14 protein-coding genes are annotated in these 18,582 nt (G+C 67.4%); 13 read left to right on the top strand and 1 reads right to left on the bottom strand.

Features of this window, described 5'->3' with window-relative positions; all coding sequences use genetic code 11:
• Positions 1 to 229 precede the first annotated feature (229 nt).
• The 9 genes from gbca to AC3B6A_RS26880 all read left to right on the top strand — a co-directional run bounded on the left by gbca (position 230) and on the right by AC3B6A_RS26880 (position 11,409).
• Positions 230 to 1,519, top strand: coding sequence for a glycine betaine monooxygenase oxygenase subunit (gene gbca, locus AC3B6A_RS26920; protein ID WP_488400140.1), 1,290 nt, complete (start codon positions 230 to 232; stop codon positions 1,517 to 1,519).
• Positions 1,520 to 2,514: 995 nt separating this feature from the next.
• Positions 2,515 to 3,492: a dipeptidase gene (locus tag AC3B6A_RS26915; protein ID WP_488400139.1), complete on the top strand. Its 978-nt coding sequence runs from the start codon at positions 2,515 to 2,517 to the stop codon at positions 3,490 to 3,492.
• A 167-nt stretch (positions 3,493 to 3,659) separates the two neighbouring features.
• A complete protein-coding gene (locus AC3B6A_RS26910; protein WP_488400138.1) occupies positions 3,660 to 4,190 on the top strand; it encodes a DUF5943 domain-containing protein in 531 nt (176 codons plus the stop codon).
• 75 nt (positions 4,191 to 4,265) lie between these two features.
• On the top strand, positions 4,266 to 6,326 hold the full coding sequence (gene dgcA / locus AC3B6A_RS26905; protein ID WP_488400137.1) for a dimethylglycine demethylation protein DgcA: 2,061 nt from the start codon (positions 4,266 to 4,268) through the stop codon (positions 6,324 to 6,326).
• Positions 6,327 to 6,437: 111 nt separating this feature from the next.
• The gene (gene dgcB, locus AC3B6A_RS26900; RefSeq protein WP_488400136.1) at positions 6,438 to 8,405 is read left to right on the top strand and encodes a dimethylglycine demethylation protein DgcB; all 1,968 of its coding nucleotides are present in this window, start codon (positions 6,438 to 6,440) and stop codon (positions 8,403 to 8,405) included.
• A gap of 148 nt (positions 8,406 to 8,553) precedes the next feature.
• Entirely contained in the window at positions 8,554 to 9,786 is a 1,233-nt protein-coding gene (etfA, locus tag AC3B6A_RS26895) for an electron transfer flavoprotein subunit alpha (protein WP_488400135.1), read from the top strand.
• Between the two features lie 60 nt (positions 9,787 to 9,846).
• A complete protein-coding gene (gene etfB, locus AC3B6A_RS26890) occupies positions 9,847 to 10,623 on the top strand; it encodes an electron transfer flavoprotein subunit beta (protein WP_488400134.1) in 777 nt (258 codons plus the stop codon).
• A 256-nt stretch (positions 10,624 to 10,879) separates the two neighbouring features.
• Positions 10,880 to 11,110, top strand: a complete 231-nt coding sequence (locus tag AC3B6A_RS26885) for a hypothetical protein (RefSeq protein WP_138213642.1) — start codon at positions 10,880 to 10,882, stop codon at positions 11,108 to 11,110.
• A complete protein-coding gene (locus AC3B6A_RS26880; RefSeq protein ID WP_488400133.1) occupies positions 11,107 to 11,409 on the top strand; it encodes a cell division protein ZapA in 303 nt (100 codons plus the stop codon). Before AC3B6A_RS26885 ends, AC3B6A_RS26880 begins: the two co-directional genes overlap by 4 nt.
• A 359-nt stretch (positions 11,410 to 11,768) precedes the next feature.
• Here AC3B6A_RS26880 and AC3B6A_RS26875 read toward each other — a convergent pair whose 3' ends face one another.
• The gene (locus AC3B6A_RS26875) at positions 11,769 to 13,193 is read right to left on the bottom strand and encodes an aspartate ammonia-lyase (RefSeq protein ID WP_488400132.1); all 1,425 of its coding nucleotides are present in this window, start codon (positions 13,191 to 13,193) and stop codon (positions 11,769 to 11,771) included.
• 209 nt (positions 13,194 to 13,402) lie between these two features.
• On the opposite strand from AC3B6A_RS26875, the gene AC3B6A_RS26870 reads away from it, so the two are divergent.
• The 4 genes from AC3B6A_RS26870 (at position 13,403) to AC3B6A_RS26855 (ending at position 18,575) form a co-directional block, all read left to right on the top strand.
• The gene (locus AC3B6A_RS26870; RefSeq protein ID WP_488400131.1) at positions 13,403 to 14,317 is read left to right on the top strand and encodes a LysR substrate-binding domain-containing protein; all 915 of its coding nucleotides are present in this window, start codon (positions 13,403 to 13,405) and stop codon (positions 14,315 to 14,317) included.
• 117 nt (positions 14,318 to 14,434) lie between these two features.
• Complete coding sequence (locus AC3B6A_RS26865; protein ID WP_488400130.1) at positions 14,435 to 15,022, top strand: RNA polymerase sigma factor; 588 nt, start codon at positions 14,435 to 14,437, stop codon at positions 15,020 to 15,022.
• Positions 15,019 to 16,023, top strand: coding sequence for a FecR family protein (locus AC3B6A_RS26860; protein WP_488400129.1), 1,005 nt, complete (start codon positions 15,019 to 15,021; stop codon positions 16,021 to 16,023). The genes AC3B6A_RS26865 and AC3B6A_RS26860 overlap by 4 nt, the downstream gene beginning before the upstream one ends.
• 116 nt (positions 16,024 to 16,139) lie before the next feature.
• A complete protein-coding gene (locus AC3B6A_RS26855) occupies positions 16,140 to 18,575 on the top strand; it encodes a TonB-dependent siderophore receptor (protein ID WP_488400128.1) in 2,436 nt (811 codons plus the stop codon).
• The last annotated feature ends 7 nt before the right edge of the window (positions 18,576 to 18,582 follow it).

The following is an 18,582-nucleotide window of genomic DNA, read 5'->3' as shown; positions in this document are numbered from 1 at the left end:
TTGCGCGTCGGAAACGGATGCGGTCGTGTCGCCCATGGATAAGGGTCCTGCCGGGGCGCGGCGCCACACTCAGCCCCAGCCGAGCAACCCATTGTGGTTGAACGAGGACGATGGGCAACGGCGCTCTCGGCGCGCCTCGCACCCGTCGCATCTGCGCCCTGCGTGGCAAACCGTATCAGCCACTTAATTTCCGCCGGCAGCCCGACGGCTGCGGCATGAGGACCCACCGATGGACGTCACCACTACGCTGAGTCTGGGCGATCCGCTGGAACCGGCCCGCAAGGCCACCGCCGAGATGCTGCAGAGCCGCGACCACAGCTTCTCGCTGCCACAACCCTTCTACAGCGACGAGCGCCTGTTCCAGATCGACATGCAGGAGATCTTCCACAAGGAGTGGCTGATCGCCGGCATGACCTGCGAGATCCCCGCCAAGGGCAACTTCCTCACCCTGCAGATCGGCGACAACCCGATCATCGTCCTGCGCGGCGCCGAGGGGCAGATCCACGCCTTCCACAACGTCTGCCGCCACCGTGGCTCGCGCCTGTGCGTCAGCGACAAGGGCAAGGTCGCCAAGCTGGTCTGCCCCTACCACCAGTGGACCTACGAGCTGGACGGCCGCCTGCTGTTCGCCGGCACCGAGATGGGCGCCGACTTCGACATGAAGGACTACAGCCTGAAACCGGTGAACGTGAAGACCGCCGGCGGCTACATCTTCGTCTCCCTGGCCGAGAACCCGCCGGCCATCGACGACTTCCTGCGTACGCTCGAGCACTACATGGAGCCGTACGACATGGAGAACACCAAGGTCGCGGTGCAGACCACGATCCGCGAGGCGGCCAACTGGAAGCTGGTGATCGAGAACAACCGCGAGTGCTACCACTGCAACGGTTCGCACCCGGAATTGCTCAAGACCCTGCTGGAGTGGGACGACGTCACCGATCCGCGCGCCAGCCAGGCCTTCAAGGACCAGGTCGCCGCCTGCACCAAGGCCTGGGACGAGGAGCAGATTCCCTACGCCCACGCCAGCTTCGGCCTGCGCAACCGCATCGTGCGCATGCCGCTGCTCGACGGCACCGTGTCCATGACCATGGACGGCAAGCAGGGCAGCAAGAAGCTGATGGGCCGGATCAAGAACCCGGACCTGGGCTCCATGCGCATCCTGCACCTGCCGCATGCGTGGAACCACTGCATGGGCGACCACATGATCGTCTTCACCGTGTGGCCGATCAGCGCGCAGGAAACCGTGGTCACCACCAAGTGGCTGGTGCACAAGGACGCGGTGGAGGGCGTCGACTACGACGTGCAGCGCCTGCGCGAAGTCTGGGACGCCACCAACGACCAGGACCGCCGCCTGGCCGAAGAGAACCAGCGCGGCATCAACTCCAGCGCCTACCAGCCGGGGCCGTACTCCAAGACCTACGAGTTCGGCGTGATCAACTTCCTCGACTGGTACAGCGAGCGGATGCTCAACAACCTGGGCGAGAAATCCGCCCACGCCCGGCTGGTCGCCGGCGAGTAACCGCCCCATCCGGCGCCCCTTCGCGGGGCGCCGTCGTTTCGGAGGATTCGGCGTGGACGCACTGCTCTTCTACAGCAGCTCCGCCTTCGTCACCGGCCTGGTGGCGTGGAACCTCTTTGCCTGCTGGCGCAAGCGCTGAAGCCGCTGACGCGGCCCGCTCTCCTGTAGGAGCGAGCTTGCTCGCGAACCCGCTTGGCGCCGGTCCTGCCGGCGGATCGCGGAGAAGCTCTTGCTCTTCGTACGGTGAATGACACTTTGCGTTATCCACCGTTCTTTGTGATCGGTGTTTCTGCGCCGCTTCGGCGTGTGCTGGGAGATTTTGTTTCGCCCTCCCGGGCGAGTCCCTTTTGGCGTCCCAAAAGGAACCAAAAGGACCCGTCCCGACATCCGGGTCTTCGCTGCGCTCAGACTGCCCTCCTTCCGGTATCGCTCCGAGGGTCGGCGTACAAGGGCCGTCCCTGGCCCTTTACGCCTCTCGCGCAATACCTCCACTCGGCCTCCTGACGGGACTCTGCGCGCGCCGGATGTTTCGGTGTGACAGGCAGAGCCGGAGCTGAAGGATCGCTCTTCGTAGGATGGCGTGGAGCGAAGCGATACCCATCAAGGTGGATAACGCTGCGCGTTATCCACCCTACGAAGAGTAAGAGCATCGCGGACAAGGGCTAGGCGCCCCCGTCTCTCCTACAGGGTGCACCGCTTTTGTAGGAGCGGAGCTTCTCCGCGATCCGCCGGCCGGGCCGGGCCAGGCAGGTTCGCGAGCAAGCTCCTACAGGTGCGGGCGCGGCGGCTCCCGTAATCCCCGACTTCCTGCCCGGCTTCCCCCGCTGCGCCGCAAACGCTGTCGCCCATGTCGCCAGGTTGACGCTTTCGGTACGACCCTGGTCGCTTTCGAACCGGGTCGCCCCCGGAGGCGGGGATATCCTGCCTCAAAGCGTCGGCACAAGTCCCGGCGCACCACGCCCGACAAGCCTTGCCTGATATAGAGAGACGCCAAGATGAGCCCAGCCGAACTTCACGCCGACAGCATCGTCATCGATGGCCTGATCATCGCCAAGTGGAACCGCGAGCTGTTCGAGGACATGCGCAAGGGCGGCCTGACCGCCGCCAACTGCACCGTCTCGGTGTGGGAAGGCTTCCAGGCCACGGTGAACAACATCGTCGCCAGCAACAAGCTGATCCGCGAGAACAGCGACCTGGTGATCCCGGTGCGCACCACCGCCGACATCCGCAGGGCCAAGGAACAGGGCAAGACCGGCATCCTCATGGGCTTCCAGAATGCCCATGCGTTCGAGGACCAGCTCGGCTATGTGGAGATCTTCAAGCAGCTGGGCGTGGGCATCGTACAGATGTGCTACAACACCCAGAACCTGGTCGGCACCGGCTGCTACGAGCGCGACGGCGGCCTCTCCGGCTTCGGCCGCGAGATCGTCGCGGAGATGAACCGCGTCGGCATCATGTGCGACCTGTCCCACGTCGGCTCGAAGACCTCCGAGGAAGTCATCCTCGAGTCGAAGAAGCCCGTCACCTATTCCCACTGCCTGCCCTCGGGCCTGAAAGAGCACCCGCGCAACAAGTCCGACGCCGAGCTGAAGTTCATCGCCGACCACGGCGGCTTCGTCGGCGTGACCATGTTCGCGCCGTTCCTCGCCAAGGGCATCGACTCGACCATCGACGACTACGCCGAGGCCATCGAGTACGTGATGAACATCGTCGGCGAGGACGCCATCGGTATCGGCACCGACTTCACCCAGGGCCACGGCCAGGACTTCTTCGAGTGGCTGACCCACGACAAGGGCTACGCCCGCCGCCTGACCAGCTTCGGCAAGATCGTCAACCCGCTGGGCATCCGCACCGTGGGCGAGTTCCCCAACCTCACCGAGACGCTGCTCAAGCGCGGCATGCCCGAGCGCGTGGTGCGCAAGGTCATGGGCGAGAACTGGGTACGCATCCTCGGCGAAGTCTGGGGCGAGTAATCCACTTTCCCCCTCTCCCTCTGGGAAGAGGGCCGGGGTGAGGGCTGCCGGCCGTAGGGTGGATGACGCTCTTTTCATCCACCGGCCCCCGCGCGGTGATCGACCTTTCCGGTGGATGGATAAAGCGCCATCCACCCTACATCTGACTTGATTCTGGAGTTACCCACATGTCCACCCACGCCCCCGAACTGCCCATCGAAGTCGACAGCGAAACCGGCGTCTGGACCACCGACGCCCTGCCGATGCTCTACGTGCCGCGGCATTTCTTCGTCAACAACCACATGGGCATCGAGGAGGAACTGGGCGCCGAGCGCTACGCCGAAATCCTCTACAAGGCCGGCTACAAGTCCGCCTGGCACTGGTGCGAGAAGGAAGCCGAGTGCCACGGCCTGGTCGGCGTGGAGGTCTTCGAGCACTACATGAAGCGCCTGTCCCAGCGCGGCTGGGGCCTGTTCCAGATCGAGCAGATCGACCTCGATGCGGGCACCGCCCAGGTGCGCCTGAAGCACTCGGCCTTCGTCTACGTCTACGGCAAGGTCAACCGCAAGGTCGACTACATGTTCACCGGCTGGTTCGCCGGGGCCATGGACCAGATTCTCCAAGCGCGCGGCAGCAGCATCCGCACCGTCGCCGAGCAGGTCTACAGCGGCGCCGAGGACGGCCACGACGACGGCCTGTTCGTCGTCAAGCCCCTCTGACCCGAACATCGGCAAACGCGGCCCGAGCGGGCTGCCACCACAACAAGAAACCTCTGATCCCGTGAGGATGCCGCAATGGCTTTCGAGGCAATGTTCCAGCCGATCCAGATCGGCAAGCTGACCATCCGCAACCGCGTGCTCTCCACCGCCCACGCCGAGGTCTACGCCACCGACGGCGGCATGACCACCGAGCGCTACGTGAAGTACTACGAGGAGAAGGCCAAGGGCGGCATCGGCCTGGCCATCTGCGGCGGCTCCTCGGTGGTCGCCATCGACAGCCCGCAGGGCTGGTGGAAGTCGGTGAACCTGTCCACCGACCGCATCATCCCGCACTTCCAGAACCTGGCCGACGCCATGCACAAGCATGGGGCCAAGATCATGATCCAGATTACCCACATGGGCCGCCGCTCGCGCTGGGACGGTGAGCACTGGCCGACCCTGATGTCGCCGTCGGGTATCCGCGAGCCGGTGCACCGCGCCACCTGCAAGACCATCGAGGAAGAAGAAATTTGGCGTGTCATTGGCAACTACGCACAAGCTGCCAGACGCGCAAAGGCGGGCGGCCTGGACGGCGTCGAGCTGTCCGCCGTGCACCAGCACATGATCGACCAGTTCTGGAGCCCGCGCGTCAACAAGCGCACCGACGAATGGGGCGGCACCTTCGAGGGCCGCATGAAGTTCGGCCTGGAAGTGCTCAAGGCGGTGCGCAAGGAAGTCGGCGACGACTTCTGCGTCGGCATGCGCATCTGCGGCGACGAGTTCCACCCGGACGGCCTGACCCATGAAGACATGAAGCAGATCGCCAAGTACTACAGCGACACCGGCATGCTCGATTTCATCGGCGTGGTCGGCTCAGGCTGCGACACCCACAACACCCTGGCCAACGTCATCCCGAACATGACCTATCCGCCGGAGCCCTTCCTGCACCTGGCCGCCGGTATCAAGGAAGTGGTCAACGTGCCGGTGCTGCACGCGCAGAACATCAAGGACCCGAACCAGGCCACGCGCATCCTCGAAGGCGGCTACGTGGACATGGTCGGCATGACCCGCGCGCACATCGCCGACCCGCACCTGATCGCCAAGATCAAGATGGGCCAGGTCGACCAGATCAAGCAGTGCGTCGGCGCCAACTACTGCATCGACCGCCAGTACCAGGGCCTGGACGTGCTGTGCATCCAGAACGCCGCCACCTCCCGTGAATACATGGGCGTGCCGCACATCATCGAGAAGACCACCGGCGTGAAGCGCAAGGTCGTGGTCGTCGGTGGCGGCCCGGCCGGCATGGAAGCGGCGCGCGTCGCCGCCGAGCGTGGCCACGACGTGACCCTGTTCGAGAAGAAGGACCAGCTTGGCGGGCAGATCACCACCGCCTCGAAAGCCCCGCAGCGCGACCAGATCGCCGGCATCACCCGCTGGTACCAGCTGGAGCTGGCGCGGCTGAACGTCGACCTGCGCCTGGGCACCGGCGCGGACGCCGACACCATCCTCGACCTGCGCCCCGACGTGGTGGTGCTGGCCAACGGCGGCCACCCGTTCCTGGAGCAGAACGAACACTGGGGCGCCGCCGAAGGGCTTGTGGTCAGCAGCTGGGACGTGCTCGACGGCAAGGTCGCGCCGGGCAAAAACGTGCTGGTCTACGACACCATCTGCGAATTCAGCGGCATGTCGGTGGCCGACTTCCTCGCCGACAAGGGCGCCCAGGTCGAGATCGTCACCGACGACATCAAGCCCGGCGTGGCCATCGGCGGCACCACCTTCCCGACCTACTACCGCAGCATGTACCCCAAGGAAGTGATCATGACCGGCGACCTGATGCTGGAGAAGGTCTACCGCGAGGGCGACAAGCTGGTGGCGGTGCTGGAGAACGAATACACCGGCGCGAAAGAGGAGCGGGTGGTCGACCAGATCGTCGTCGAGAACGGCGTGCGGCCGGACGAGAGCCTCTACTACGCGCTCAAGCAAGGCTCGCGCAACAAGGGCCAGATCGATGTCGAGGCGCTGTTCGCGATCCAGCCGCAGCCGTGCCTGAGCGAGCCGGGGGATGGCTACCTGCTGTTCCGCATCGGCGACTGCGTGGCCCAGCGCAACACCCATGCGGCGATCTATGACGCCCTGAGGCTGTGCAAGGACTTTTAAGAGCAGCGCCAAGCTGCAAGCTGTAAGCCGCAAGCAAGAGCCGGAGCGGGATTTGGCTCTTGCTTGCAGCTTGAGGCTTGTCGCTTGCAGCTGCGGCCAAGGTGGTTATCCATGTTGAGCACACTGCTTCCTATCCTCCTTTTCTCCGCCGTGGCACTGGCCGCCCTGGGCGCCGTGAAGCGCTTCGCGATGTGGCGCCGCGGGCGACCGGCCCAGGTCGACTGGATCGGCGGCCTGCTGAAGATGCCGCGCCGCTACCTGGTGGACCTGCACCACGTGGTCGAGCGCGACAAGTACATGTCGAAGACCCACGTGGCCACCGCCGGTGGCTTCGTCCTCGCCGCGCTGCTGGCGATCCTCGTGCACGGTTTCGGCCTGCACAGCCGCATCCTCGGTTTCGCCCTGCTGGCCGCCACCGCGCTGATGTTCTGCGGCGCGCTGTTCGTCGCCAAGCGCCGCCTCGACCCGCCGCCGCGCCTGTCGAAAGGCCCGTGGATGCGCCTGCCGAAGAGCCTGCTGATGTTCTCGGCGAGCTTCTTCATCGCCACCCTGCCGGTGGCGGGCATCCTGCCGGAAGGTTTCGGTGGCTGGTTCCTCGCCGCGATCCTCGCCGTCGGCGTGGCCTGGGGCGTGTCCGAGCTGTTCTTCGGCATGACCTGGGGCGGGCCGATGAAGCACGCCTTCGCCGGCGCCCTGCACCTGGCCTGGCACCGCCGCGCCGAGCGCTTCGGCGGTGGCCGTTCCACTGGCTTGAAGCCCCTGGACCTGGAAGACCCGATGGCGCCGCTGGGCGTGGAGAAACCCACCGATTTCACCTGGAACCAGCTGCTCGGCTTCGACGCCTGCGTGCAGTGCGGCAAGTGCGAGGCCATGTGCCCGGCCTTCGCCGCCGGCCAGCCGCTGAACCCGAAGAAGCTCATCCAGGACATGGTCATCGGCCTCGCCGGTGGCAATGACGCCAAGTTCGCCGGCAGCCCGTACCCGGGCAAACCGCTCGGCGAACACAGCGGCGGCCCGCACCAGCCCATCGTCGCGCTGGACGGCAAGGCCCTGGTGGACGCCGAGACCCTCTGGTCCTGCACCACCTGCCGCGCCTGCGTCGAGGAATGCCCGATGATGATCGAGCACGTCGACGCCATCGTCGACATGCGCCGCCACCTCACCCTGGAAAAGGGCGCGACCCCGAACAAGGGCGCCGAGGTGCTGGAGAATCTCATCGCCACCGACAACCCCGGCGGCTTCGCCCCCGGCGGCCGGCTGAACTGGGCGGCGGACCTGAACCTGCCGCTGCTGGCCGACAAGCAGCAGACCGACGTGCTGTTCTGGGTCGGCGACGGCGCCTTCGACATGCGCAACCAGCGCACCCTGCGTGCCTTCGTGAAGATCCTCAAGGCCGCCCACGTCGACTTCGCCGTGCTCGGCCTGGAAGAGCGCGACAGCGGCGACGTGGCCCGCCGCCTGGGCGACGAAGCCACCTTCCAGACCCTGGCCAAACGCAACATCGCCACCCTGGCCAAATACCGCTTCAAGCGCATCGTCAGCTGCGACCCGCACAGCTTCCACGTGCTGAAGAACGAATACGGCGCGCTGGGCGGCGACTACCAGGTGCTGCACCACAGCACCTTCATCGACGAACTGGTGCAGGGCGGCGCGCTGAACCTCGGCCAGAGCAAGGCCGACAGCGTGACCTACCACGACCCGTGCTACCTCGGCCGCTACAACGGCGAGTACGAAGCGCCGCGCAACGTGCTCAAGGCCATCGGCATCGAAGTCAGGGAAATGGCCCGCTCCGGCTTCCGCTCGCGCTGCTGCGGCGGTGGCGGCGGCGCGCCGATCACCGACATCCCCGGCAAGCAGCGGATCCCCGACATGCGCATGGCCGACATCAGGGAAACCGGCGCCGAGCTGGTGGCCGTCGGCTGCCCGCAGTGCACCGCGATGCTCGAAGGCGTGGTCGCGCCGCGTCCGGAGATCAAGGACATCGCCGAACTGGTCGCCGAGGTCCTCATCGAGGCCACCGAGGTGCCGGCAAAAAAGCCCTCGCTGGCGCGCCGTGAAGAAGCGGCGGAGGTGCATTGATGATCCCGTTGCACAGACCTGAACCTGTACCTGTAGGAGCGAGCTTGCTCGCGAACCTCGCCACTCCTGAGCTGGGTTTGTTCGCGAGCAATGACGAAGGCGTCCCCCTCGGTCCTGCAAAAACGCCCCTCACGTCGGAGGCCCAGTCATGAGCGACATCATCCGCCGCGACCCACGCGCCGAGTGGATCGCCCGCAACCGCCTGCATCCGCTGCACGCGGCCATGCAATCGGCCCAGGGCGGCGAGAGCCGCTGGATGGGCCCCAACGGCGTGATCCGCAAGAACCCCCACGCGGTTGGCTTCATCGGGCCGAACGGCGTCAAGCGCATCGACCGCTCCGGCAGCCAGCAGGGCACCGGCGGCAAGCGCAGCAGCGCGCCGGAGGTGGTGCAGCTGCCGCTGGTGACGATCGAGCAGCCGGCCTTCCTCATCGCCGTGGTGCCGGACATGGTCGGCGGCCGCCTCTCCAGCCACGATCGCGACCTGCTGGGCCTGGCCCGCAAGCTGGCCGGCAGCGACGGCGCGGTGCTGGCCGTGGTGTTCGGCGAACACAAGGAAACCACCTTCGACACCGCCGGCGTCGACCGCCTGCTGCGCATCGAAGGCAACGAATACGACGGCTACGCCCCGGAACAGCGGGTGCTGGCGCTGCGCTCGGCGAACAGCCAGTTCGCCCCGCGCCACTGGCTGCTGCCGGATAGCCGCAGCGGTGGCGGCGAGCTCGGCCGCCGGCTGGCCGCGAGCCTCGGCGAACGCCCGGCGACCCGCGTCTGGCAGGCCGAGGGCGAGCGCTGCGTCGGCCGCGCCGGCGCCGGCCGGCAGGACCTGCACCGCGACCTGCCACGCCTGATCCTGGCCGCCGCCGAGTGCGCCGAGCCGGTCAGCGAGACCCGTCATGAAGCCCGCGCCGTCGAGCTGGAAAGCAGCGTCGCACGCAATCTCCCGCGCATCGAGGACCTCGGCCCGGTGGCCGTGGACCCGGCACGGATTCCCATGGCCGAGGCGGAGTTCATCCTCTCCGGCGGCAACGGCGTGAAGGACTGGGAGCTGTTCCACCGCGCCGCCGTCGCCCTCGGCGCCACCGAAGGCGCCTCCCGCGTGGCGGTGGACGACGGCCACATGCCGCGCGCCCGCCAGGTCGGCGCCACCGGCACCTGGGTCACCGCGCGGGTCTATCTCGCCGTGGGCATTTCCGGGGCGATCCAGCACCTGCAGGGCATCGGCTCCTGCGACAAGGTGGTGGCGATCAACATGGATCCGGGCTGCGACATGATCAAGCGCGCCGACCTCTCGGTGATCGGCGATTCCGCCGCGATCCTCAAGGCGCTGATCGCGCTGGCCGACGCCCATCGCAATGGAGCGGCGCGCGATGCGGCGTAAGGCCCTGAACCATCTTTCCGTGGGCGACGCACGGCGCCGCTCGCATTTCGAGGTTTCGCCATGAACGACCTGAACATCGTCACCCTGGTCTCCATCGGCGCCCATCCGGCCTCCGGCCGCGCGCGCCGTGCCGAGCAGGATGCCCGCGCGGTGGAGCTCGGCCTGCGCCTGGCCGGCAAGCGCCTGCACGTGGTGCATGCCGGCGACGCCGGGGAAGAAGCGCTGCGCGGCTACCTGGGCATGGGCCTGGACGAGCTGTCGGTGCTGGAACAGCCCGCCGGCGCCGACGCCCTGCCGCCGTTGGCCGCCTACCTGGCGGACAGCGACGCGCAACTGGTGCTCACCGGCACCCAGGCGGAAACCGGCGAAGGCTCCGGCATGCTGCCCTTCCTGCTCGCCGAGCGCCTCGGCTGGCCGCTGGTGGTCGGGCTGGCGGAAGTGGAGAAGGTGGAGAACGGCAGCGCCCAGGTGCTGCAGGCCTTGCCGCGCGGCCAGCGGCGCCGGCTGAAGGTGCGTCTGCCCTTCGTCGCCAGCGTCGACAACGCCGCGCCGGTGGCCCGGCAAAGCGCCTTCGGCCCGGCGCGGCGCGGCTATCTGGAAGCCCACGATGTGGAAGTGGTGGACGATCCGCTGCTCGCCGAGGGCAACCTGCAACCCGCGCGCCCGCGTCCCAAGCGCCTGAAGGTGATCAAGGCCAAGACCGGCGCCGAACGGATGAAGGCCGCCACCGCCAAGGCTTCCGGCGGCACCGGGCAGGTGCTCAAGGACCTGTCGCCCGAGGCCGGCGCCGAGGCGATCTTCAAGCTGCTGCGCGAGGAAGGCGTCATCCGCGTCTGACCATAGAATCGACGGATACCGGTCGCGGACAAGGTCCGCTCCTACGCACGGAGCCTCCTGTAGGAGCGGACCTTGTCCGCGATTTTCCGGTCGAAATCGCCGATGGCGCCGGAAACTATTGAAACAACAAGAGAAAGAATCTCTAAGCCATTGAATTGACAGCATACGGCTCATCCGAAGATCGCCGTTTTCGCTGGCCCCGAGGCGCCCCTTTCTTTATCCTCCGCACCCTTTGAACGGCTTTGCGGAGGCTCCCATGCTCGATTCCACCCTCGAACAACTTGAACAGCTGGTCGCCGAACTGCTGCAGCAGAACGAAGTGCTGGTGCAGGACAACGCCGCCGTGCGCGAGGAGCTGCTCAAGGCCCGCGAGGAAAACGACAGCCTGCAACTGTCCCTCATGGAGCAGGAAGAGAAGCACAACGCCACCGCCACCCGCCTGCAGGCGCTGATCCGCCGCGTCAGCGACAGCCGCGCCCACGCATGAGCGGCGACGGTGTCCGCGTCCTGCGCATCCTCGGACGCGAGTACAGCGTCCGGGCGCCGGCCGGTGAAGAGCGCCGGCTGCAGGATGCGGCCGCGCTGCTGCAGGCGGAGATCGCCGCCAGCAAGAAGAAATTCCCCTACGTCACCAGCAATGAATTGATGGTGCTCTCCGCGCTCAACCTCTGCGCCCGCCAGCTCGGCGCGCAGGATCAGGACCAGGAGTGCGACGAGGCGGACGCCGTGCAGCGTATCGCCGCCCTCAACCGCCGGATTCTCGATCACCTGCAGCGGCAGGATTGAGCCCCCGCGCGTCTATTTCAGGCCGGTTCATACCGCGAACCACGGCTGATCGCGGACGAGGTCCGCTCCTGCGAAACCTGCTCCCTGCGTAGGAGCGGGCTGAAGTGGTCAAGCTCCGTCCGCGATGCTTTTCGCTGGGCCCCGGATCACAGGCAAAAAAAAGGGACACCGGGTAAGCGGTGTCCCTTCGAATGGAGAGTGGGCCGGGAGCCCCCTCAACCGGTGAGACATGGCGCCTCGGGTAAACCCGCGGCGCCGGGTGTAAAAGAAGGGACCGGGGGTAACCAATCCCTGAAAGGTGAGGAAGGAGTACTCCCCCTCAACCGGTGAGACGTGCCCGGCTCGCGCCGGGCGGGTGATCAGGCGCGCAGCGGAATCAGGCGCGGGGCGATCATGTTTTCCGGCTTCAGGATGTCGGCCAGGGTGGCTTCGTCCAGCAGCTTCTCCTCGCGTACCAGCTCCAGGACGCCGCGGCCGGTTTCCAGCGCGGTCTTGGCGATACGGGTGGAGTTCTCGTAGCCGATGTAGGGGTTCAGCGCGGTCACCAGGCCGATGCTGTGCTCCACCAGCTTGTGGCAGTGCTCGACGTTGGCGGTGATGCCGGTGATGCAGTGCTCGCGCAGCATGTCCATGGCGCGCTGGAGCAGGCGGATCGAGTCGAGGACCTTGTAGGCGATCAGCGGCTCCATCACGTTCAGCTGCAGCTGGCCGCCTTCGGCAGCGATGGTCAGCGCCAGGTCGTTGCCCATGATTTCGAAGGCGCACATGTTCACGGCCTCCGGGATCACCGGGTTGACCTTGCCCGGCATGATCGAGCTGCCCGGCTGGCGCGGCGGCAGGTTGATCTCGTTGATGCCGGTGCGCGGGCCGCTGGAGAGCAGGCGCAGGTCGTTGCAGATCTTCGACAGCTTGACCGCGGTGCGCTTGAGCATGCCGGAGAACAGCACGAAGGCGCCCATGTCGGAGGTGGCTTCGATCAGGTCGGCGGCCGGGACGACCGGCTGGCCGCTGATGGCCGCCAGGCGCTCGACGGCGAGCTTCTGGTAGCCGGGGTCGGCGTTGATGCCGGTGCCGATGGCGGTGCCGCCGAGGTTCACTTCGGTCAGCAGCTCCGGCGCCAGGCGACGCAGGCGGTCGAGGTCTTCGCTCAGGGTGGTGGCGAAGGCATGGAATTCCTGGCCGAGGGTCATCGGCACCGCGTCCTGCAGCTGGGTACGGCCCATCTTCAGCACGCTGGCGAACTCGACGCTCTTGGCGGCGAAGGCCTGGATCAGGCTGTCGAGGCTGGCCAGCAGGGTGTCGTGGCCGAGCAGCAGGCCCACGCGGATGGCGGTCGGGTAGGCGTCGTTGGTCGACTGCGCCATGTTCACGTCGTTGTTCGGGTGCAGGTACTTGTACTCACCCTTGGCGTGGCCCATGGCTTCGAGCGCGATGTTCGCGATGACTTCGTTCGCGTTCATGTTGGTCGAGGTGCCGGCGCCGCCCTGGATCATGTCCACCACGAACTGGTCGTGGAAGTCGCCACGGATCAGGCGGGCACAGGCCTCGCTGATGGCGGCGTGCTTCTCGTCCGACAGGTGGCCGAGCTTGTGGTTGGCATCGGCTGCCGCCTGCTTGACCATCGCCAGGCCAATCACCAGTTTCGGGTAGTGCGACAGCGGCACGCCCGAAAGGTGGAAGTTGTTCATGGCGCGCAGGGTCTGGATGCCGTAGTAGGCGTCAGAGGGGACTTCGAGGGTGCCGAGGAGGTCTTTCTCGATGCGGAACGATGCAACAGGGGACATGACGTGGGTTGTCTCGGAAGAACACGGCCAGTGCCGCGATGCCCGGTAGACTAGGGTTTTCGCCTTTCGTCGGCCAATGCTGTTAAAAGCTGCCTCATGCACAAACGGCATAATGTAGGCTGTGACGAATGGATGACGGCGAGCGTGCGCCTGTGTTACGCGCGCCCGGCTCCTGACCTATCGATCAGCATGTCGCCGCTGGAGTTGACGTGAACCTCGAAACCAAATGGCTGGAAGATTTCAGCACCCTGGCCGCCACCCGCAGCTTTTCCCAGGCGGCGGAGAAGCGCTTCGTCACCCAGCCGGCGTTCAGCCGGCGCATCCGCAGCCTGGAGGATGCCCTGGGCCTGACCCTGGTGAACCGCCAGCGCACCCCCATCGAGCTGACCGAGGCCGGGCAGCTGTTCCTGGTCACCGCGCGGGCGGTGGTCGAGCAGCTCGGCCAGGTGGTGCGCCACCTGCACCACCTGGAGGGCGGGCAGGGCGAGGTGCTGCAGTTCGCCGCCGCCCACTCGCTGGCGCTGGGCTTCTTCCCGGCGTGGATCGCGCGCCTGCGCTCGGAGGGCCTGAACATCGCCAGCCGCCTGGTGGCGACCAACGTCGGCGAGGCGGTGCACCTGCTGCGCGAAGGCGGCTGCGACCTGATGCTGGCCTTCTACGATCCCGACGCCGCCTTGCAGATGGACCCGGAAGTCTTCCCCTCGCTGCACCTGGGCCGCACCGAGATGCTCCCGGTGTGCGCGGTGAACTCCGCCGGGCTGCCGCTCTACGACCTGGACAGCGGCCAGAGCGTGCCGCTGCTGGCCTACAGCGCCGGCGCCTTCCTCGGCCGCGCGGTGAACCTGCTGCTGCGCCAGCGCAACCTGCGCTACACCACCGTCTATGAAACGGCGATGGCCGACAGCCTGAAGAGCATGGCCCTGCAGGGCATGGGCGTGGCCTGGGTGCCGCGCCTGAGCATGGAGGCGGAACTGGCGCGCGGCGAGTTGGCGGTGTGCGGCGGCCCGCACTGGGTCGTGCCGCAGGAAATCCGCCTGTACCGCTGCGCCCTGGTGCGCAAGGCGCAGATCCGCCTGCTGTGGCGCAAGCTGGAAGGCGGGCTGGGGCTGGACGAGACGCCCTGAGGCGGCGGACGATCGGGGGTTGTTGGATTTATTTGATAAGCATTATCATTTGCGGCTTTCCAGGGTCTTCCCCTCGCGCAGGCTCCGGCGCGGACCACTGGCGAGCGCCAATCCCCGATGTCCCATTCCGACCGACCGGCCGAATCCTGCGCCGCGGACGCCCCGGCGCCCGCCGATTCGCTGCCGCGCGAGGATTTCCTGCGGGTATTCCTGTCCCAGCGCCCGCGCATGGAAGCCCTGGTGCAACGCCGCGTCGGTTGTCGCGCCACGGCGGCGGACCTGGTGCAGGACCTGTTCCTGCGCTTCTGGAAGCGCCCGCAGGCCCCGGTGGAGGAGCTCGGCAGCTACCTGCTGCGCAGCGCCCGCAACCTGGCCATCGACCACCTGCGCGGCGAAGACGCCCGCGGCCGCACCCTGAGCGCGCTGCTGCACGATGACGACGGCGCGCAACCTTCGCCGGAGCAGGCGGTGCAGGCCGGCGCCGAACTGGCGCGCATAGAAGACGCCTTGCGCCAGTTGCCCGGACGTACCCGCCACATCTTCCTGCTCAGCCGCGTGCATGGCCGCACCTATGGCGAGATCGCCACGGCCATGGGGCTTTCCCGGAGCGCGGTGGAAAAACATATGATGCGCGCCCTCGATGCCTGCAAGGCGAGCCTGACGCCCGCTGCGCCGACCGATCGCCGTGGAGCCGCCGACCGATGAAGCCCGAAATCGCCACCTCGCCAGAGGATGCCCGGCGCCAGGCGCGCCAGTGGCTGCTGCGCCTGCAGGATGGTGGCGGCGAAGCCTGGCTGGGGGCTTTCCAGGCCTGGCTGGCGGCCGATCCGCAGCATGCTCGCGCCTATGCCGAGGCCGACGCGCTCTGGCAGGCCAGCGCTGCCCCTGCGCAACGGCTGGCGACGGAGGAGGGCGCTGTTCTGAACGCCTACCTGACCGCGATGGAGTGCCCTGCGCCGCGCCGCGCCCAGCGCAATCACCGGCGCTGGGCCTACCCGCTGGCCAGCGCCGCCTGCCTGCTGCTGATGCTCTGGGCCGGCGGCTGGTGGAAGCCGGGCAACGGGTTCACCGACCTGTCCGCCGATTACGTCAGCGCGCCGGGCGAGGTGCGCGAGATCACCCTGGCCGACGGTTCGCGCCTGACCCTCGATGCCGACAGCGCCGTCGCCGTGTCGCTCGCTGGCGAACAGCGCCGGGTCGAGCTGCTGCGCGGCGCCGCGTCCTTCGCCGTGAAGCATCTGTCCAGGCCCTTCGTGGTGCGCGCCGGAGAAGGCGAGGCGCGGGTGCTGGGTACCGAATTCGAAGTGCGCCGCCTGGGTGAGCGGACCCGCGTCACCGTCGCCGAAGGCCGCGTCTCGGTGCGCGCCAGCCACGCCGTGGGCCTGCCGGAAGTGGTGCTCGGTGCGGGCGAGCGGGTCAGCATCGATGGCGCGAAGCTGGGCGATATCCAGCCTGCTGACGCCCAGGCCGCCCTGGCCTGGCGCCAGGGATGGCTGACCTTCTACCGCGAGCCCCTGGGCGACGTACTGGAGCGCCTGGGCACCTACTACCCGGGCCGTATCGTGTTGCTCGATGGCGAACTGGCAAAGCGCCGGGTCAGCGGCAGTTTCCGCAGCGCCGACCCGCAGGCGGCGCTGGATGCGTTGCAGGCCGTGGTCGGTTTTCGCCAGCAACCGCTGCTCGGGCGTTTCCTGCTGATTCGCTGAACGAGGGAAAAAATTTCGAAAAGGCGGTGAGGTACTCCTGCGGCTGCTCCGTGTAGTGGTCATTAATGCGATTTATTCGCATGTGGAAAACGACCTTTCGAGCAAGAGAGCCTCCGATGATCCCGCTTTGCCGCGCTGTCCCCGAACTGTCCCTGAAACCGCTTGCCGCCTTGGTGCTCGGTGCCGCGCTGGCCGCCGCCCAGGCTCCGGCCGCATGGGCCGCATGGGCCGCAGACGCTGCCGCCGGCGCCGCGCTGCAGGCGCGCTTCAGCTTCGCCATCGCCGCCCAGCCCCTGCCCCAGGCGCTCAGCGAATTCAGCCGGGTGACCGGCCTCGGCGTGGTCTACACCGACGAGGCGCCCTATGACCTCGAGGCTCCGCTGGTGACCGGCCAGCTGAGCGCCAATGACGCGCTGAACCGTCTGCTCGCCGGCTCCGGCTACCGCTTCCGCGTCCTGGACGGCCACACCCTGACCCTGGAGCGCGCGCCCGCCGATACCCTGAGCCTGAGCGACACCACCGTCGTCGGCGAGACCGCGTCCGACAGCTACCAGCCGGCGCCGGTGGCCTCCATCGGCCGCACCGACACGCCGGTGCTGGAAACCCCGCAGAGCATTGTCACCGTCCCGGGGCAGGCGCTGCGCGACCAGAAGCCGCGCAACCTCGACGACGTCCTCGGCAACGTCAGCGGCGTGACCCAGGCCAACACCCTCGGCGGCACCCAGGATGCGGTCATGAAGCGCGGCTTCGGCGACAACCGCGACGGCTCGATCATGCGCGACGGGCTGCCTTCGGTGCTGGGCCGCAACCTCACCGCCACCGCCGACCACGTCGAAGTGCTCAAGGGCCCGGCCTCGCTGCTCTATGGCATCCAGGACCCGGGCGGCGTGGTCAACGTGGTGAGCAGGAAGCCACAGCTGCAGCAGTACAACGCCGTGACGTTGCGCGGCTCGACCTTCGCCCACGGCAAGCAGGGCAGCGGCGCGCAGATCGACACCACCGGCCCGCTGGGCGAGAGCAACCTGGCCTACCGGCTGATCGTCGATCACCAGGACGAGAACTACTGGCGCAACTTCGGCCAGCAGCGCGAGACCCTGGTGGCCCCCTCGCTGGCCTGGTTCGGCGAGGACACCACGGTCAACCTGAGCTACGAGCACCGCGAGTTCAAGACGCCGTTCGACCGCGGCACCGCCATCGACCCGCGCACCAACAAGCCGCTGGATATCCCGCGCACCCGCCGGCTGGACGAGCCGTTCAACATCACCGAAGGCCGTTCCGACCTGAGCCGCCTGGACATCGAGCACCGCCTCGACGACGCCTGGACGGCACACTTCGCCTACGGCTGGACGCGCGAGACCTACGACGACAACCAGGCGCGGGTCACCAAGGTCAACAGCAACGGCACCGTCACCCGCCGCGTCGACGGCACCCACGGCGCGGTGAGCAGCGACAGCTTCGCCACCGCCAGCCTGAACGGCGACCTGCAACTGGGCGGCTTTCGCCACGAACTGGTGGTCGGCATCGACAGCGAGAAGCGCAAGATCTACCGCGCCGACCTGATCCGCGACACCAGGAGCACCACCTTCGATTACCGCGACCCGGTCTACGGGCAGATTTCCCCCGCTACCAACGTCAGCCCCGGCGACAGCGACCAGACCGACAAGCTGCGTAGCGACTCGCTGTTCCTGCAGGACTCCTGGCACCTGGACGAGCACTGGATCCTGGTCGCCGGCGGCCGCTACCAGATGTACGACCAGTACGCCGGGCGCGGCCGGCCGTTCAAGGCCAACACCGACATCAACGGACAGAAGTGGGTGCCGCGCGCGGGCCTGGTCTACAAGGTCAACGACGAGGTCTCGCTGTACGGCAGCTACACCCGGTCGTTCAAGCCCAACTCCACCATCGCGCCGCTCTCCTCGGGCGAGGTGATCGACTCGGCGATCCAGCCGGAAGAGGCGTCGTCCTGGGAAATCGGCGGCAAGCTCGACATCCCCGGCCGCGTCACCGCCAACCTGGCGTTCTTCGACATCCGCAAGCGCAACGTGATGGTCACCCAGCTCGACGCCAACGGTGACAGCCGCGTCAGCACCGCCGGCAAGGTGCGCTCCTATGGCGCCGAGCTGGACCTCACCGGCCAGCTCAGCGAACGCTGGAGCCTGCTCGGCAGCTACGCCTGGCTGGACGCGGAAGTGACCGAGGACCCGGAACTGGAGGGCAACCGCCTGCAGAACGTGGCCAGGGAAACCGCCTCGCTGGCGGCGGTGTACGACGCCGGTTCACTGCTGGGCGGCGACGACCTGCGCCTGGGCGGCGGCGCCCGCTACGTGGGTAAGCGTGCCGGCGACCCGGCCAACTCCTTCGAGCTGCCGTCCTACACCGTGGCCGATGCCTTCGCCAGCTACGACACCAAACTGGGCGGACATAAGGTCGGTTTCCAGTTCAACGTGAAGAACCTCTTCGACCGCACCTACTACCCGTCGGCGGCGAACAACCTCTACGTCGCCGTGGGCGAACCGCGGCAGTTCGAGTTTTCGACCACCGTGGAGTTCTGACAGGGCG

The organism is Pseudomonas sp. B12(2026) (assembly GCF_057767015.1).
Note: the sequence above shows the minus strand (reverse complement) of the source record. Positions and strands in the feature narration are given on the sequence as shown.